18 protein-coding genes and 1 riboswitch are annotated in these 15,429 nt (G+C 71.1%); of the genes, 6 read left to right on the forward strand and 12 right to left on the reverse strand.

Annotated elements, in window-relative coordinates:
• Positions 1-61: 61 nt before the first annotated feature.
• The gene (locus ACZ4TG_RS29085; RefSeq protein WP_468167954.1) at positions 62-601 is read right to left on the reverse strand and encodes a hypothetical protein; all 540 of its coding nucleotides are present in this window, start codon (positions 599-601) and stop codon (positions 62-64) included.
• A complete protein-coding gene (locus ACZ4TG_RS29090) occupies positions 598-819 on the reverse strand; it encodes a hypothetical protein (protein WP_468167957.1) in 222 nt (73 codons plus the stop codon). Before ACZ4TG_RS29090 ends, ACZ4TG_RS29085 begins: the two co-directional genes overlap by 4 nt.
• 115 nt (positions 820-934) lie before the next feature.
• Here ACZ4TG_RS29090 and ACZ4TG_RS29095 point away from each other — a divergent pair, with 115 nt between their 5' ends.
• Together ACZ4TG_RS29095 and ACZ4TG_RS29100 are read left to right on the forward strand one after the other, a co-directional pair.
• Positions 935-1,771: a helix-turn-helix domain-containing protein gene (locus ACZ4TG_RS29095; RefSeq protein WP_468167960.1), complete on the forward strand. Its 837-nt coding sequence runs from the start codon at positions 935-937 to the stop codon at positions 1,769-1,771.
• A complete protein-coding gene (locus ACZ4TG_RS29100; protein WP_468167963.1) occupies positions 1,755-2,009 on the forward strand; it encodes a DUF397 domain-containing protein in 255 nt (84 codons plus the stop codon). Before ACZ4TG_RS29095 ends, ACZ4TG_RS29100 begins: the two co-directional genes overlap by 17 nt.
• Here ACZ4TG_RS29100 and ACZ4TG_RS29105 read toward each other — a convergent pair.
• The gene (locus ACZ4TG_RS29105) at positions 1,996-3,399 is read right to left on the reverse strand and encodes an outer membrane protein assembly factor BamB family protein (RefSeq protein WP_468167965.1); all 1,404 of its coding nucleotides are present in this window, start codon (positions 3,397-3,399) and stop codon (positions 1,996-1,998) included. The two genes, ACZ4TG_RS29100 and ACZ4TG_RS29105, sit on opposite strands and share 14 nt — an antisense overlap.
• A gap of 61 nt (positions 3,400-3,460) precedes the next feature.
• A complete protein-coding gene (locus ACZ4TG_RS29110; protein ID WP_468167968.1) occupies positions 3,461-4,642 on the reverse strand; it encodes a S8 family peptidase in 1,182 nt (393 codons plus the stop codon).
• 366 nt (positions 4,643-5,008) lie between these two features.
• Between ACZ4TG_RS29110 and ACZ4TG_RS29115 the strand changes: the two genes are divergently transcribed.
• Positions 5,009-5,344, forward strand: coding sequence for a protease inhibitor I9 family protein (locus ACZ4TG_RS29115; protein ID WP_468167971.1), 336 nt, complete (start codon positions 5,009-5,011; stop codon positions 5,342-5,344).
• Positions 5,345-5,456: 112 nt separating this feature from the next.
• Complete coding sequence (locus ACZ4TG_RS29120; RefSeq protein WP_468167974.1) at positions 5,457-5,981, forward strand: hypothetical protein; 525 nt, start codon at positions 5,457-5,459, stop codon at positions 5,979-5,981.
• 24 nt (positions 5,982-6,005) lie between these two features.
• On the opposite strand, the gene ACZ4TG_RS29125 is transcribed toward ACZ4TG_RS29120, so the two are convergent.
• The 3 genes from ACZ4TG_RS29125 to ACZ4TG_RS29135 all read right to left on the reverse strand — a co-directional run bounded on the left by ACZ4TG_RS29125 (position 6,006) and on the right by ACZ4TG_RS29135 (position 8,602).
• Entirely contained in the window at positions 6,006-6,710 is a 705-nt protein-coding gene (locus ACZ4TG_RS29125) for a beta-glucanase (RefSeq protein ID WP_468168300.1), read from the reverse strand.
• 125 nt (positions 6,711-6,835) lie between these two features.
• Positions 6,836-7,576 (reverse strand): SDR family oxidoreductase, encoded by a 741-nt coding sequence (locus ACZ4TG_RS29130; protein WP_468167977.1) that lies wholly within the window; start codon positions 7,574-7,576, stop codon positions 6,836-6,838.
• Positions 7,577-7,678: 102 nt separating this feature from the next.
• Positions 7,679-8,602 (reverse strand): quinone oxidoreductase family protein, encoded by a 924-nt coding sequence (locus ACZ4TG_RS29135; RefSeq protein ID WP_468167980.1) that lies wholly within the window; start codon positions 8,600-8,602, stop codon positions 7,679-7,681.
• Between the two features lie 88 nt (positions 8,603-8,690).
• Between ACZ4TG_RS29135 and ACZ4TG_RS29140 the strand changes: the two genes are divergently transcribed.
• Entirely contained in the window at positions 8,691-9,122 is a 432-nt protein-coding gene (locus ACZ4TG_RS29140; RefSeq protein WP_468167983.1) for a MarR family winged helix-turn-helix transcriptional regulator, read from the forward strand.
• Between the two features lie 20 nt (positions 9,123-9,142).
• Here ACZ4TG_RS29140 and ACZ4TG_RS29145 read toward each other — a convergent pair whose 3' ends face one another.
• The 5 genes from ACZ4TG_RS29145 to thrC all read right to left on the reverse strand — a co-directional run bounded on the left by ACZ4TG_RS29145 (position 9,143) and on the right by thrC (position 14,108).
• Positions 9,143-9,751: a phosphoribosylanthranilate isomerase gene (locus tag ACZ4TG_RS29145; RefSeq protein WP_468167986.1), complete on the reverse strand. Its 609-nt coding sequence runs from the start codon at positions 9,749-9,751 to the stop codon at positions 9,143-9,145.
• 179 nt (positions 9,752-9,930) lie between these two features.
• Complete coding sequence (groL, locus tag ACZ4TG_RS29150) at positions 9,931-11,553, reverse strand: chaperonin GroEL (RefSeq protein ID WP_468167989.1); 1,623 nt, start codon at positions 11,551-11,553, stop codon at positions 9,931-9,933.
• Between the two features lie 323 nt (positions 11,554-11,876).
• On the reverse strand, positions 11,877-12,083 hold the full coding sequence (locus tag ACZ4TG_RS29155; RefSeq protein WP_030009783.1) for a cold-shock protein: 207 nt from the start codon (positions 12,081-12,083) through the stop codon (positions 11,877-11,879).
• Between the two features lie 425 nt (positions 12,084-12,508).
• Complete coding sequence (locus ACZ4TG_RS29160) at positions 12,509-12,784, reverse strand: MoaD/ThiS family protein (RefSeq protein ID WP_468167992.1); 276 nt, start codon at positions 12,782-12,784, stop codon at positions 12,509-12,511.
• A gap of 34 nt (positions 12,785-12,818) precedes the next feature.
• Positions 12,819-14,108 (reverse strand): threonine synthase, encoded by a 1,290-nt coding sequence (thrC, locus tag ACZ4TG_RS29165; protein WP_468167995.1) that lies wholly within the window; start codon positions 14,106-14,108, stop codon positions 12,819-12,821.
• Between the two features lie 17 nt (positions 14,109-14,125).
• A riboswitch (SAM riboswitch) is annotated at positions 14,126-14,283 on the reverse strand.
• A gap of 195 nt (positions 14,284-14,478) precedes the next feature.
• Between thrC and ACZ4TG_RS29170 the strand changes: the two genes are divergently transcribed.
• Positions 14,479-15,429: a glucosyl-3-phosphoglycerate synthase gene (locus ACZ4TG_RS29170; RefSeq protein WP_468167998.1), complete on the forward strand. Its 951-nt coding sequence runs from the start codon at positions 14,479-14,481 to the stop codon at positions 15,427-15,429.

Below are 15,429 nucleotides of genomic sequence, written 5' to 3' on the forward strand. Positions count from 1 at the left end.
TCACTCGGTGCCGGACCAGAGACTAAGGAGGGTGATGTGATTTGTCACACATGACGATGATTCATCCCCTTTGTGTCGCAGGGAGGACGGCGGCCTCCCGAAGGAAGCGGGCCAGGTCGTCCACTCCGTAGCCGAGCTTCGGTCCCCGCTCGGCCGCCATCAGCAGCAGCTGCCCGACGATCTCGGCCCCCCAGCCGTCCGTACCGTCCTCGGCCCACTCCCACAGCCGGTCGATGCCGAGGCCGGTCATCAGCAGCCCGTACCGGGTACGGACCTCCGCGCACAGCTCCGCGACCGCGTCCAGCAGCCGCCCGCCCGGCCGCTCGCACCGCAGCCCGAGGCACCCGCCGAGGTCCTCGACCGCACACCCCTGCGGCGGGTCCGCCCGGAGCCCCTCGTAGCGCGGATCGTCGTAGCCCGGATACCCCTCGACCGGGCAGTGCACCAGCGTGAACCGCAGCCACCCGGGCGGCGGAGGCGGCTGCTGCGGGCTCCCGGCCGTCGGCCCGGAGGCCCCGCGCGGCGCAAGCGCGGTCTCCAGGCCGCGCAGCCGCCAGCCGAGCTCGAAGGCGAACTCGGCCGCGTCGACCGCCCCGCTCACGCGCCCGCCGCCCGCTCGTGGAGCACGGCGGCCAGGCGAAGGGCGGTGTCCAGGTTGCAGCGGCCCAGGTCCACGAGGGGCAGGCCGTACGTACCGGCGGCCGAGACCCGCTCCACGTCGAGCGAGGGGAACAGCACCCCGACCCCGGCCAGGGACTCCCTCAGCTGCTGGACGGCTTCTTCGGCCGCCTGCATGCGCTCCTGTGGAGTGAGGACCATGACATGTCACCTTTCTACTCTGCGTATCCAGCTTCTTCACACAGAGTGGCGACGCGCTCGCTAGCCTTTCAAGGACGGACCCGAAACAACCCCACCTGTTGGCCAGGGAGTTGCCATGGCAGGCAAGAACCTCGACCCCTCCGCCTCTCCACGCGCCCTCCTCGGCGCCGAACTCCGCGTCGCCCGCGAACGCGCCGGACTCAGCCAGGCCGAACTGGGCGAACCCCTCTTCGTCAGCGGCTCGTTCATCGGCCAGCTCGAAGCGGGCACGCGGCGCATGCACCTCGAATTCGCGCGGCAACTGGACGAGATCCTCGACACGGGCGGGTTCTTCACCCGCAACTGCGGGGCGGCGGCCAAGTCCAAGTACCCGGACCACATCGCAGACGCGGCGGAAGCCGAAGGTCTGGCGAAGGCCATCCGCGAGTACGCGCCGCTGATCATCCCGGGCCTGCTCCAGACGGAGGCCTATGCGCGCGAGGTCTTCCGCGCGTACCAGCCGACAGCCACGGAGGAGACCATCGACGAGCTGGTCGCGAATCGGCTGGCTCGGGCCGCGCTGCTCAATGATCCAACAACCCCGCTGTTTTGGTGTGTCCTGGACGAGGCCGTCCTTCGCCGAGCGGGGGAGGATCCGACGGTACTGGCGGAGGCGCTGCGCCACATCGCGGCGCTGATCCGGTCGCACCGGATCATCGTGCAGGTGCTGCCGTTCAGCGCGGGTATGCATGCGGGTTTGCTGGGCCCCCTCAAGCAGATGTCCTTCGAGGACGCTCCCCCGCTCTCCTACGTCCAAGGCATGGGCACAGGCCAGCTGTTCGATGATCCGGCCACGGTTGCGCACCACACCCTGACCTACGATCTCCTCACGGCCAACGCGCTGTCACCGCGCAAGTCCCTGGCCATGATCGAGTCGGTGGCGGAGGATTACGAACATGACCAGCACGCCTGAGTACGACCTGTCAGCGGCCACGTGGCACAAATCCAGCTACAGCGCCGGCGACGGCGGCAACTGCCTGGAGATGGCCACCTGGCGGAAGTCCACCCACAGCGGTGGTGACGGCGGCGACTGCCTCGAAGTGGCCGACGGGCACCCCGACCTGGTGCCCGTCCGGGACTCCAAGGTCCCGGACGGCCCTCACCTCACCTTCCGGGGCGCCGCCTGGGCGGCGTTCGTCACCAGCCTCTGACCCGCGCCAGGGCCACGTACGAGGGCAGTTCGCCGGCCGGGTCCAGGTTCACGAACGTGTAGCCCTCGGGGCCCTGCGGGTAGATCTCGAACCGCCTGCCCAGCGGGACCTCGCGCAGGATCGTCGGCTCGGCCTTCGGCCTGCCCGTGGTCCCGTCCAGGTGCCACAGGTGCGTCCGCGCAGCGGTCGACGTCACCACGTCGACCCCGCCCGGGTCCCGGCCCCGCACGAGCCCGAGGACCGTCGCGCCGTCGAGCTCCGCGTGCCAGACGCGCTTACCGTCCAGCACGGAGTACGCGGAGACCCCCGGGACCCTGCCCTTCACCGGGGTGATCAGCAGGTCGCCGCTCACCACCGGTGCGGGCTCCGCGGTCAGGTCCTCCTGCGGCCCGGCCACCGGCACCGCACCCCGCTCGCGCCCGGCATCGTCGAACAGCAGCACCGAGCCCCCGGCGCGCAGGACGACCGGCTGCGCCGAGAGCATCCGCACCTGCGCCGACGGTCCCGCGGTGCGCAGCGGGCTCTGCCAGGCCGGGGTGCCGGTCCGCGCGTCCAGCGCGATGAGCCGCGCCGAGCCGCCCCCGCGGCAGTCCTCGACGTACAGCACCCGGTCGGCGGCTCCGTCGAGCGCGCGGACCCGGCAGCCGGCCGGTACCGGCACCCGCCAGCGTTCGTCACCCCCGCGCAGGTCCAGTCCGAGGAGGGCGCCGTCCGTCACGGCGACGGCCGTATCGCCCACCGCGGCCACGGGCACCTCGTCCGTGTCCCGGCCCGGCGCCGCCGGGCGGTCCTTGGCCCACAGCTTCTCGCCGTCCTTCAGGTCCACGGCCAGCACCTGCGCCCCGCACCCGTCCGGGGTCCGCGAGCCGGCGACCAGCCCGATGCCTTCGGGGATGGTCCGGCTCACGGCGCAGAAGGTGACGCCCTCGCTCGGGCCCAGGCCTCCGCCCGAGCGGCCTCCGCTGTCGTAGAGGTACAGGCCGTCCGCACGGACCCGTACGAGCCCCGACGACGGGCGCAGCCAGGCTCCGATCGGCCGGGCCGACTCCGGCTTCTCCCGCTGCCACCAGGTCCACACGTACGCCTGCGGGCCGCGCATCGACTCGTACGCCTGCCAGGCGGGCCACAGCGCGGCCAGTGCGAGGCCCGCGGCGAGGCACCAGACCAGCGCGCCCTTGGCGGCGCGGCGCCCGCGCGCCAGCAGCACGTACGCGGCGAGCACCAGGACAGGGGTGCACAGCAGCAGCCGGCCCGTGCCCCGGGTCCAGTCGACGAACGCCATGTGCCCGAGCAGGACGAGGTACAGCGCGGCCACGGCGGCGACCGCCACGCCGACGACGAACAGGGCCCGCGGCAGCCACCGCGCGCCCTGGGATGTGTGGTTGTCCATGATCCCCCCTGGGCGCAGCCTAGTTGGCGCGCCCGCCGGGGGACCGGTCACCCGGTCCGGGTCAGATGCCGCCGGTGTACAGCAGCGTGTTCGGGCTGCTCTTGCTGATGCTGGCCAGGACGTCCTTGGTGGACTCGGAGTCCAGGAACTCGTTGAGCTCCCCCGGGTCCGCGGTCGGGTGTGCCTGCTTGTAGAGGGCGACCACACCGGCTACGTGCGGCGCGGCCATCGACGTCCCGTCGAGGGCCACGCTGCCGCCGCCGAGCTTCGCGGAGACGATGGCCTGCCCAGGTGCGTAGAGGGAGACGCACGAGCCGTAGTTGGAGAAGTCGGACTCCTCGTCCCACTGGTTGGACGCGGCGACGGTGATCACGCGCGCGGCGGACGCGGGTGAGATGAAGCAGGCGTCCTTCGCGGAGTTGCCCGCCGCGATGACCGGCAGGACACCCGCGTCGGAGACCGCGGTCGCGGCGTTGTTGACCGCGTCCGACTTGTCCCCGCCCAGGGAGCCGTTCATGACGGCCGGCTGCTTGGCGTTCTTGGCCACCCAGTCCATGCCCGCGATGATCCCCGACCAGGTGCCCTTGCCGTCACAGCCGAGGACGCGGACGCTGACCAGGTTCGCCTTGCGCGCCACCCCGTACGTCCTGCCCGCGACCGTGCCCGCGACGTGCGTGCCGTGCCCATGGCAGTCCTGGCCGTTGCGCCCGTCGTTGAGGGCGTCGAAGCCGGGCTTGGCGCGTCCGCCGAACTCGTCGTGCGCGAAGTCGATGCCGGAGTCGAGGATGTACGCGGTCACCCCGGCGCCGTTGCCCTGGACGGTGAAGTTGTTGTCGAGCGGCAGGTTCTTCTGGTCGATGCGGTCCAGACCCCAGGAATTGGACGGCGCCCGCAGCCCCGGCGTCCTGGTCGGCTGCGGCACGGACTGGATCGCGGCGTCCTCCTCGACCGCCTTGACCCCCAGGGTGTTGCGGACGAGCGTCAGCTGGAGCGGGGTCAGCGGGACCGCGAAGCCGTTCAGCGCCGAGGTGTAGACGAACGAGGCCTTCAGGCCGAGCCGCTGCACGAGCTTCGCCGCGTCCTGACCCTTCTCCAGGGTCACGATGTACTGGCCGGGCACCGCGTTGGCGGCCGTCATCAGCGGCGCCGGCGTCGGCTCCGGGGCGGCGGCGGAGGCCGTTCCGGCCGTGACCGTGGGGACGGTGAGGAGCGCGGCGGTGGCCAGGCGTGCGAGCAGGCGCATGGAAGGAACTCCCTGACGGAGTGGACGTGTGGTGTGGGTGAGCCGCACCCGCGACACCGTGTGCTTCCGCGGGTGCGGCCCTCACTTCCATCGGTGCCACGGCAAAGCCGCTTGAACCACCGCCCCTCGCGTGGGCGATCGCCTGGGAGTACGTCAACACGGCATGTCCCACAAACCGCAGAAAGGAAAATCCTCCTCTGCCGTCAAGGCCGCGCCCCGGACCGCACCGCCCGTGACCGCCCCGGCAAGATCACCCGTACGGCCCGCACCCGTATCAGGGGGCGCACGGCCGGTGCGCTCCCCCGTGCCCCCGCCACACCCGCGGGCGTCGTTGACCGGCCCCGCCGCGCGTGATGGCCTCCCCCCATGCGCAACCGTCTGAGCCGAGCCCTGCCCGTGGCCGCCGCCGTACTGGCCGCCGTCGCCGCCCTGCCCTTGTCCGCGGCCACCGCCGCCGTGCCAGAACCCGCGCCCCACACGGCCTCCGTCGACAACCCCACGTACATCGTCACCGTACGGAAGGACGTCGACCCGGCCACCGTGGCGCGGTGGGTCGGGGCCACCCCCGTGCACGTCTTCCGCCACGCCATGAACGGCTTCGCCGCCCGGCTCAGCCCCGGCCAGGTCGTCGCCCTGCGCGCGATGCCGGGCGTGGAGTCCATCGAGGCGGACGGGAAGACCGCGGGCTTCGGGGGCGTCTGACAGTCGGCCACCAGCCCCTCAGGGAACCGGTGTCGGCCCGGATGTGGATCCAGGGCTCGCTCCGCCGTGCGAGAATCTTGAACACATTCAAATCTTCGAGGGGCTGGCGGGCATGGGGGACTTGGCGGACACGGCGGACACGGCGGACGCGGGGCAGCACCCGGGGGCAGCGGCATGGGGCGCCTCCTGGCAACCCCCCGCCCCCTCCCGGCCGATGCCCCGGTGGGCGAAGTGGCTGATCGCCGCGGCCGCGCTCCTGGTGGTCGGGCCTCCGCTCGTCTGGATCGTCCAGTTCTTCCAGCCGATCAAGACCGAGAGCCGCCCGGCCCCCTGCGCGAAGGCCCTGAAGAGCATCGGCTGGCGGCTCCCGGCCGGTACGGGCGCCGAGGACTGCACGGAGATCGACAGCAGCGCCTTCGCGACGGCATGGACCGGGACCTTCCGCATGCCCCGGTCCGATGTCCACGCCTGGCTCACCGCCCTCCCCGGCACCCAGGCCCGCCTGAGCGAGGGCGAGCAGCAGTCCCACCTGAGCATCGTCCCGCCCTCGTACGGGCGGATCGACCAGGTGGACATCGACGTCCGGTGGGAGGGCGAAGGGGACGCCGCCGTCACGTTCAAGACGTGGAACGGCTAGGAGGAGGCCCGCCCGCGGCCCCGCCTAGCGGCGGTACACGCGCAGTTGCGAGACCTCGTACGACATCTCCGTCACGCCCGGCTCCGGCGCCGGGTGGTACCGGCCCGCCGACACCGAGAGGTTGACGATCAGGTACGCGTGCCAGGCGCGGCCCACGCCCCTTCCGTCGCTGAAGACGCGTGCGCCGTTGATCCACCAGACGACCGAGTTCCGCCCGAACTCGACCTTCACGTCGACCCATCCGCCCGGCCGCACCGACGGGTCGCGGTGGTAGCGGTGCGCCTCGCGGACGTGGTTCGAGAGCTCCAGCAGGTCCGGGTTGTCGGGGTGGTACTCGAAGACGTCGATCTCCTGACCGCCGTCCCGCCAGGTCCAGATCGCCGGCCAGGCCCCGCGCTGCGCCGGCAGTTTCACCCGGGCCTCCAGCACGTCGCCGGTGCGCACCATGAAGCCCTCGTCGCTGCCCTCGGTGGTGAGCAGCCCGCTGTCCCAGTTGCCGTCGGGGCGCAGCGTCGCCCGGAAGACGCCGCCGCGGCTGTAGGCGGGGTCGGTGACGAGGTGGTCGAGTTTGTTGTCGCCCGGGTTGACCGGGCCGCCGTCGGGATACGCCCACGAGCGGCCGGCGACCCACTGGGCCTCCGAGGTGAAGTCGGCGGTGAAGACGGGGGCGCGGCGGGGCGTGAACACCGCCACGCCACCGCCGCCGTCCCCTGGAGCGAGGCGGCGCATCAGGCGCCGCAGCCATCCGAGCTTGTCCGAGTCCATGCTTGTGGGCTGCCCATCCCGCCCCGAGTCACACTTCGATTCTCGCTCAGAGTAATCACATGACTCCACATGGCGACTATCGGCCCGGTCTACAGGGCCGCGCCGCCCGTGGCGTCCACCACCCGGCCCGTGACCCAGCGCGCCGCGTCGGAGGCGAGGAAGCCCACGACGTCGGCGATGTCCTCGGGCCGGCCGACCCGGCCGAGCGCCGCGATCGACGCGGCGTACGCCTGCGCGTCCGCGTTGCCGCGCAGCCAGTCGGCGTTGACGTCGGTGTCGACGATCCCGGGGGCGACGGAGTTGACCGTGATCCCGCGCGGGCCGAGCGCCTTGGCGAGGTTCAGGGTCAGGGTGTCGAGGGCCCCCTTCGTGGGCCCGTACGCGATCGCGTCCGGCATGGCGATGCGGGCGGCGCCGCTGGAGACGTTGATGATCCGGCCGCCGTCGCGCAGCCTGCCGAGGCCCTCCTGGACGAGGAAGAACGGTGCGCGCACGTTCACCGCGAAGACCCGGTCGAAGTCCTCCTCGGTGACCGAGCCGAGCGGAATCGCCAGCCCGATCCCGGCGTTGTTGACGAGGATGTCCACTCCGCCGAGCTCCAGCCCGTCGTACGCCGCCCAGAGCGCGGCCGCGTCCCCGTGCCGGCCGAGCTCCGCCCGCAGGGCGTGGGCCCGGCCGCCGTCCTTGCGGATCCGCTCCACGGTCTCGCGGGCCGCGGCCTCGTCGTTCGCGTACGTCAGCACGACCTCGGCGCCGTCGGCCGCGAGCCGCTCGGCGACGGCCCGGCCGATTCCCCTGCTGCCGCCCGTGACCAGTGCGGTCTTGCCCATGACTGCTCCCCCCAAGATTCTCTAACGATCACTACAGAATGAACCTAACACAAGATCTGTAACGGTCGCTAGGGATAGCCGCCCGGGGCCGCCCTCCGCGGATCAGGGAGCGAGGACGACCTTGCCGAGGTTGCGGCGCCGCTCGATCACGTCGTGGGCCCGGGCGGCTTCGGCGAGGGGGATCACCTCGTGCACGGCGGTGCGCAGAGTGCCCGCGTCGCGCATCTGCCAGAGCTCGCGCAGCCAGCGGTCGTACAGTTCGGGCTTGCCGGCGGCGATGGCCCGCATCTGAAAGCCGATCATCGAGGCGCCGCGGACCAGGAGTTCGTACGCCTCCACCGTGCCGCCGCCGGAGCTGAAGGCCACCAGCCGGCCGCCCGTCGCCAGGGCGCGCACGGCGGGGCCGAGCAGGTCGCCGCCGACACCGTCGAGGATCACGTCGTACGGGCCGCCCCAGTCGGCGTCCTCGTACAGGACCACCTCGTCGGCGCCCAGGCCGCGGACGAACCCGGCCTTGGCGGCGCTGCCGACGGCGGCGACGACGCGCCCCGCCCCGCAGGCCTTGGCGTACTGGAGCGCGAGGGTGCCCACGCCGCTGGCCGCCGCCGTGACCAGGACCGACTCGCCGGGCTCCACGCGCGCGGCCTCACAGACGCCACGCGCCACCAGCCCGCTGCGGACCAGCGCGACCGCCTCCACGGCGCTCGCGCCGTCCGGGATCCGGGAAGCCATCGCGGCGTCCAGGACCGCGAACTCGGCGTAGGCGTCGGCGAAACACAGCCCGGTGACCCGCTCTCCGACGGCGAAGGCGGTCACCCCCGCCCCCGTGGCGACGACCTCCCCGGCGATCTCGCCGCCGAACGAGACCGGCTCGCCGCCCTCCCGGACCTTGCGCACGGTGGGCAGCGTCACCCCGACCGCCTCGACCCGGACCAGCAGCTCGCCCGCCCCCGCTCGCGGCCGGTCGGCCTCCTCGGCGAACAGCACCTCGGGCCCACCGTTGACCTCATGGCGGATGCGCAGCACAGGACCTCCCGATCCATTTCATTGGGTTCCCCAACGATAAGGGGAGAATCGTGGGAGAGTCCAATGAATTTTTGGATAGGCTGGACCCATGACCCCAGCCCTCCAGCGCATCCAGTCCCTGCCGACCTGGCTCATCGGCCGCGTCGCGGCGCGCGGCCGGGGCCTGGTCGCCGACGCGATCGACGCGGAGGGGCTGAAGCTCATGCACCACGCGGTGCTGGCCGCGACCGCCGAATACGGCCCCGTCGCCCAGGCCGACCTGGGCCGCCGACTGGCCGTCGACCCCAAGGACATGGTCGGCGCCCTCAACCACCTCCAGGCGGCGGGCCTCGTCGAGCGCACCCCGGACCCAGCCGACCGCCGCAAGAACGCCGTCACCATCACCCCGGAGGGCGCGGCCGCGCTCGCCCGCTGCGCGGCCCTGGCCGAAGCGGCCAACGCCGAACTGCTGGCACCCCTCACCCCGGACGAGCGGCGCCAGCTGATGGGCCTGCTCACCCGGCTCCACGAAGCACCGTAGGACCGGGCCCGGACCCGGGGTCAGCCCCGCGCGGCCTCGATGAAGGCCCGGATCAGCTCCGGCGACTTCACCCCGCGCTCCCGCTCCACCCCGCTGGACACGTCCACGCCCCACGCCCCGGTGGTCAGCACGGCCTCGCGCACGTTGCCCGGCATCAGCCCGCCCGCCAGCAGCCAGCGGCCCTGCGGCGCGGTGAACTCCGCCGAGGCCCAGTTCCACGGCTTGCCCGAGCCCGGATCGGGGGCGTCGATCAGCAGCAGGTCCTCGCCGTACTCCCCGACGGCGGCGACGGCGGTGGCCGTGGCGCGGATGAGCGTACGGCCCTCCGCGCGCAGTTCCCCGTAGTACTCGGGGCCCTCGTCCCCGTGCAGCTGTACGGAGCTCACCCCGCTCTCCTCCGTCAGCCGCCGGACCTCCGCCACCGGCTGCCCGCGGAACACCCCGACCGTGAGGATCCCCGCCGGCACCCGCCCGGCGAGCTCACGGGCGAGGGCGGCGTCGACCGTGCGGGGGCTGCCGGGCGCGAAGACGAACCCGACGGCATCGGCCCCGGCCTCGACGGCCGCGTCGACGTCGCGCGCGGTCTTCAGCCCGCAGATCTTGACGAAGGGTGCGCTGCTCTCACTCATGCCCCCGAGTCAACCAAACTCACCCTGCCGATGCGGCCCCGTCCCAAGCACCGGGCGCGGCCGTCGTCCCCCGTTCGACTGCACCCTCGACACCACGTTCTGAACGCCCGAGGGCGGTACCCCCGCTGGGGGTACCGCCCTCGGAACGCGTACGGAACAGCCGATCAGCCCGGGGCCGATCAGAAGTCCATGTCACCGCCCGGCATGCCGCCCGGGGCGCCGGCGCCGGCCTTCTCGGGCTTGTCGGCGATGACGGCCTCGGTCGTCAGGAACAGCGCGGCGATCGACGCGGCGTTCTGCAGCGCGGAGCGCGTGACCTTCGCCGGGTCGATGATGCCCTCGGCGATCATGTCGACGTACTCGCCGGTCGCGGCGTTCAGGCCCCAACCGATCTGCAGGTTGCGCACCTTCTCGACGACGACGCCACCCTCGAGACCACCGTTGACGGCGATCTGCTTGAGCGGGGCCTCCAGCGCGAGCTTCACGGCGTTGGCGCCGGTCGCCTCGTCACCGGTGAGCTCCAGCTTCTCGAAGACCGAGGAGGCCTGCAGCAGGGCCACGCCACCACCGGCGACGATGCCCTCCTCGACGGCCGCCTTCGCGTTGCGAACGGCGTCCTCGATGCGGTGCTTGCGCTCCTTGAGCTCGACCTCGGTCGCGGCACCGGCCTTGATGACGGCCACGCCGCCGGCCAGCTTCGCGAGGCGCTCCTGGAGCTTCTCGCGGTCGTAGTCCGAGTCGGAGTTCTCGATCTCGGCGCGGATCTGGTTGACGCGACCCTGGACCTGGTCGCTGTCACCGGCACCGTCGACGATGGTGGTCTCGTCCTTGGTGATGACGACCTTGCGGGCGCGGCCGAGCAGGTCGAGACCGGCGTTCTCCAGCTTGAGGCCGACCTCCTCGGAGATGACCGTGCCGCCCGTGAGGATGGCGATGTCGCCGAGCATGGCCTTGCGACGGTCACCGAAGCCCGGGGCCTTGACGGCGACGGACTTGAAGGTGCCGCGGATCTTGTTGACGACCAGGGTCGACAGGGCCTCGCCCTCGACGTCCTCGGCGATGATCAGCAGCGGCTTGCCGGACTGCATGACCTTCTCCAGGAGCGGCAGCAGGTCCTTGACCGAGCTGATCTTGGAGTTGACGATCAGGATGTACGGGTCGTCGAGAGCCGACTCCATACGCTCCATGTCGGTGGCGAAGTACGCCGAGATGTAGCCCTTGTCGAAGCGCATGCCCTCGGTGAGCTCCAGCTCCAGACCGAAGGTCTGGGACTCCTCGACGGTGATGACGCCTTCCTTGCCGACCTTGTCCATCGCCTCGGCGATGAGCTCGCCGATCTGGGTGTCGGCGGCCGAGATGGAGGCCGTGGAAGCGATCTGCTCCTTGGTCTCGACATCCTTGGCCTGCGCGAGCAGGGCGGCCGAGACGGCCTCGACGGCCTTCTCGATGCCACGCTTGAGGGCCATCGGGTTGGCGCCGGCGGCCACGTTGCGCAGACCCTCGCGGACGAGGGCCTGGGCCAGCACGGTGGCGGTGGTCGTACCGTCGCCGGCGACGTCGTCCGTCTTCTTGGCGACTTCCTTGACCAGCTCGGCGCCGATCTTCTCGTACGGGTCCTCGAGCTCGATCTCCTTGGCGATGGAGACACCATCGTTGGTGATCGTGGGGGCGCCCCACTTCTTCTCAAGGACGACGTTGCGACCCTTGGGGCCAAGGGTGACCTTGACGGCGTCGGCGAGCTGGTTCATCCCACGCTCGAGACCGCGCCGGGCCTCCTCGTTGAACGCAATGATCTTGGCCATCTGAAGTGGTCCTCCCGGACAGGGGTGGATTGCTCCGGACCGCGCCCGCGCCCGCGACGGACGGCCAGCGAGTCAGGCGGTTCCTTCCCGCCGGACCCTGCGGGCCTCACCGGCCCGGTCCTCGTTTAGTAGCACTCTCACCCGGAGAGTGCTAACGCCAATGATTAGCACTCGACCCCTCCGAGTGCAAGCGGCTTCGGGCAAGACCCCGCGAACGCCCTGGCGGGAGGCGGGCACGCACGAGGGGCCCACATCCCGTGTCCAGGATGTGAGCCCCTCGTATGCACGTGTACCTGCTGCGTCGGTGGTCGATCGCGCCGGGACTAGCCGAGTGCGAGCTTGACCATGTCCGCCTGCGGACCCTTCTGGCCCTGCGAGATCTCGAACTCGACCCGCTGACCCTCTTCAAGGGTGCGGTACCCGTCCATCTGGATGGCGCTGTAGTGGACGAACACATCCGCACCACCGTCGACCGCGATGAAGCCGTAGCCCTTCTCCGCGTTGAACCACTTGACGGTGCCCTGAGCCATGCCTAACTCCCCTATTACTGGCCCTTGCGCAGATCCGCACTTCGCGGACCCGGGTCAGAACTTGCGCCGGAACGCCTCGACCGCGGCTGAATGTATCCGCACCGGTGCTGTCTGCAACAGGTCATTCCGACGAGAATTCTGGACACGCGAAAACATTGAAATAGAGTGAAAATTTGGCATATTCCCGGGCAACTCGGGCCTGACATCCCGGCACCAAAGGCCCATATCGCACTTGCATGTTGACTCAATGTCAACCATCCGGTGGCCCGCTCATATGCGGCGGGCAAGAACAGCGGATGGGACTTCCCCAACTCTACCGCGCCCAACCAACCAGAATTGCCCCCTCCGCTTATTAGCGGAGGGGGCAATTCTGGTTTGTGCGTATCCGTGGCGTCGGCGTCGCCCCGAGGGGCGCGCCCGTCCGCTCAGCCTCCGGCGACGGCCGGGATGATCGAGACTCCGGCGCCGTCCGGGGTCGCCGCCTGCAGGCCGCCCTCGAAGCGCACGTCGTCGTCGTTGACGTAGACGTTCACGAAGCGGCGCAGCTTGCCCTGGTCGTCCAGGACGCGGGCGGCGATGCCCGGGTGGCTCTTCTCCAGGGACTCGATGACCTCGGAGAGGGTCGCGCCCTCGGCGGAGACCTCGGCCTGCCCGCCGGTGTAGGTGCGCAGGATGGTGGGGATGCGGACGTTGACGCTCATGGCGCTACTGCCTTTCCGGAGTTCGGGGTGAGGGTCAGGCCAGGCCGGCGGCGCGGAACGCGTCCAGGCTCGGGCGGATGGTGGCGGTCTGCCCGCTCTCCGCGGCCACCGCCTCCAGGGTCTTGAGGCCGTCACCGGTGTTCAGGACGACGGTGGTCAGCGCCGGGTCGAGCTGTCCGTTCTCGATGAGCTTCTTCGTGACGCCGACGGTCACGCCGCCCGCGGTCTCGGCGAAGATGCCCTCGGTCTGCGCGAGGATCTTGATGGCCTCGACGACCTGCTCGTCGGTGACGTCCTCGACGAAGCCGCCGGTGCGCCGCGCGATGTCCAGGACGTACGGGCCGTCCGCCGGGTTGCCGATGGCCAGCGACTTGGCGATGGTGTTCGGCTTCTGCGGGCGGACCACGTCGTGACCGGCCTTGAAGGCGGTCGAGACCGGGGAGCAGCCCTCGGCCTGGGCGCCGAAGATCTTGTACGGCTTGTCCTCGACGAGGCCGAGCTTGATCAGCTCCTGCAGACCCTTGTCGATCTTCGTCAGCTGCGAGCCGGACGCGATCGGGATGACGATCTGGTCGGGCAGCTGCCAGCCGAGCTGCTCGCAGATCTCGTACGCCAGCGTCTTGGAACCCTCGCCGTAGTACGGGCGCAGGTTGACGTTGACGAAGCCCCAGCCCTCGCCCAGCGGGTCGCCGATGAGCTCGGAGCAGAAGCGGTTGACGTCGTCGTAGTTGCCCTCGATGCCGACCAGGTCGCCACCGTAGACACCGGCCATGACGACCTTGCCCTGCTCCAGGTCGTGGGGGATGAACACGCAGGACCGGAAGCCGGCGCGGGCGGCCGCGGCGCCGACGGCGCCGGCCAGGTTGCCCGTGGAGGAGCAGGACAGGGTGGTGAACCCGAACGCGCGGGCCGCCTCGACGGCGATCGCCACGACGCGGTCCTTGAAGGAGTGCGTCGGGTTGCCGGAGTCGTCCTTGACGTAGAGCTTGCCGGTGACGCCCAGCTCCTTGGCCAGGTTCTGCGCGTCCACGAGCTTGGTGAAGCCGGGGTTCAGGCTCGGCTTGGAGGCCACGTCCGCCGGGACCGGCAGCAGCGGCGCGTAGCGCCAGATGTTCTGGGGGCCGGCCTCGATCGCGGCGCGCAGCGCCTCGGGGTCGCCGGTCGGCAGGTCGTAGGCGACCTCAAGCGGTCCGAAACACTCGGCGCAGGCAAAGATGGGACCGAGTTCGAAGCGGGTGGCGCACTCGCGGCAGGAAAGGCCGGTGGCGGGTCCGAGATCGACCGAATCGAGGTCGGCAGAGGTGGCGACAGTCTGTGCAGCCATGATGGCGAGGCCCTTTCTCCTCATCTTCCCCATGGCGCACTTCGCCATGAGACGGAATTGGCACCTTCCCTAGCCGGGGACCTCGCTGACGCCGCAGATGTGCGTGACGCGAGAACCGACTGGAGGGTTGCCGGGGCTTCAACGGGCCGTGTCCCTCTGCCCCTCTGGATGAGCGGTATGGCACCGGGCAACGCGCTCTATGGCGCGCCCGGGCGTTTGTACACGCGGACCCCCGGCATGCGGTGGTCCATCGCGTTGTTCAAGACTGTAACCGAAGGGCCGGGCGGTTGAGACAGCCGTCCGAACGGCGAGATGGATCACATTTCGCCCGAAACGCCGATGACCGATCGACTCTCAGGGAGTACCAAAAGTGCTGGAAGAGGTGGAGCGCTGGCTGGCCGACCGCTCCTGGTCCGCCGCCGACCGACCGCTCGACCAGCTGCTCGACCGGAAACGGGCGTCGGGCACCACGGTCAGCGTGGTGCTGCCCGCGCTCGACGAGGAGGCCACGGTCGGCGGGATCGTCGAGGTGATCCGCCGCGACCTGATCGAGGGGCTCCCCACCCCTCTGGTGGACGAGCTGCTGGTCGTCGACTCGGGCTCCGCCGACCGTACGGCGCAGGTGGCGGCCGCGGCCGGCGCCCGGGTGGTGCACCGCGACGCGATACTGCCGCGGCTCCCGGCGCTGCCCGGCAAGGGCGAGGTGCTGTGGCGCTCGCTGCTGGCCACCACCGGGGACGTCGTCTGCTTCGTGGACGCCGACCTGCGGGACTTCTCCTCCGCCTTCGTCTCCGGGATCGTCGGCCCGCTGCTGACCGACCCCGGGGTGCAGTTCGTCAAGGCGATGTACGACCGCCCGCTGGGGGACACGCCCGGCCAGGGCGGCCGGGTGACGGAGCTCGTCGCCCGCCCCCTGCTCAACCTGCACTGGCCGCAGCTGGCCGGCTTCGTACAGCCGCTGGGCGGCGAGTACGCCGTACGGCGCTCCCTGCTGGAACGGCTGCCGTTCCCCGTCGGGTACGGCGTCGAGCTGGGCCTGCTGGTGGACGCGCTGCACACGGTCGGGCTGGACGCGCTCGCCCAGGTGGACGTCGGCGTGCGGCTGCACCGCCACCAGGACGGCCGGGCGCTGGGCCGGATGGCCGCGGCGATCTACCGGACGGCCCAGCTGCGGCTCTCGCGCGGGCACCTCGTACGGCCGGAGCTGACGCAGTTCGAGCGCGGCCCGGACGGCTTCGTACCGCGGACGTACGCGGTGGACACCGAGGAGCGGCCGCCGATGATCGAGGTCAAGGAGTACTCGGGCCGTCGGGTGGCGTGA

The organism is Streptomyces sp. NPDC028314, from assembly GCF_055565795.1.

Excerpts from the sequence above, each read along its gene's own strand:
- ACZ4TG_RS29090 (WP_468167957.1), bottom strand. The coding sequence starts at position 819 with ATGGTCCTCACTCCACAGGAGCGCATGCAGGCGGCCGAAGAAGCCGTC.
- ACZ4TG_RS29095 (WP_468167960.1), top strand. The coding sequence starts at position 935 with ATGGCAGGCAAGAACCTCGACCCCTCCGCCTCTCCACGCGCCCTCCTC.
- ACZ4TG_RS29100 (WP_468167963.1), top strand. The coding sequence starts at position 1,755 with ATGACCAGCACGCCTGAGTACGACCTGTCAGCGGCCACGTGGCACAAA.
- ACZ4TG_RS29105 (WP_468167965.1), bottom strand. The coding sequence starts at position 3,399 with ATGGACAACCACACATCCCAGGGCGCGCGGTGGCTGCCGCGGGCCCTG.
- ACZ4TG_RS29110 (WP_468167968.1), bottom strand. The coding sequence starts at position 4,642 with ATGCGCCTGCTCGCACGCCTGGCCACCGCCGCGCTCCTCACCGTCCCC.
- ACZ4TG_RS29115 (WP_468167971.1), top strand. The coding sequence starts at position 5,009 with ATGCGCAACCGTCTGAGCCGAGCCCTGCCCGTGGCCGCCGCCGTACTG.
- ACZ4TG_RS29120 (WP_468167974.1), top strand. The coding sequence starts at position 5,457 with ATGGGGGACTTGGCGGACACGGCGGACACGGCGGACGCGGGGCAGCAC.
- ACZ4TG_RS29125 (WP_468168300.1), bottom strand. The coding sequence starts at position 6,710 with ATGCGCCGCCTCGCTCCAGGGGACGGCGGCGGTGGCGTGGCGGTGTTC.
- ACZ4TG_RS29130 (WP_468167977.1), bottom strand. The coding sequence starts at position 7,576 with ATGGGCAAGACCGCACTGGTCACGGGCGGCAGCAGGGGAATCGGCCGG.
- ACZ4TG_RS29140 (WP_468167983.1), top strand. The coding sequence starts at position 8,691 with ATGACCCCAGCCCTCCAGCGCATCCAGTCCCTGCCGACCTGGCTCATC.
- ACZ4TG_RS29145 (WP_468167986.1), bottom strand. The coding sequence starts at position 9,751 with ATGAGTGAGAGCAGCGCACCCTTCGTCAAGATCTGCGGGCTGAAGACC.
- groL (WP_468167989.1), bottom strand. The coding sequence starts at position 11,553 with ATGGCCAAGATCATTGCGTTCAACGAGGAGGCCCGGCGCGGTCTCGAG.
- ACZ4TG_RS29155 (WP_030009783.1), bottom strand. The coding sequence starts at position 12,083 with ATGGCTCAGGGCACCGTCAAGTGGTTCAACGCGGAGAAGGGCTACGGC.
- ACZ4TG_RS29160 (WP_468167992.1), bottom strand. The coding sequence starts at position 12,784 with ATGAGCGTCAACGTCCGCATCCCCACCATCCTGCGCACCTACACCGGC.
- thrC (WP_468167995.1), bottom strand. The coding sequence starts at position 14,108 with ATGGCTGCACAGACTGTCGCCACCTCTGCCGACCTCGATTCGGTCGAT.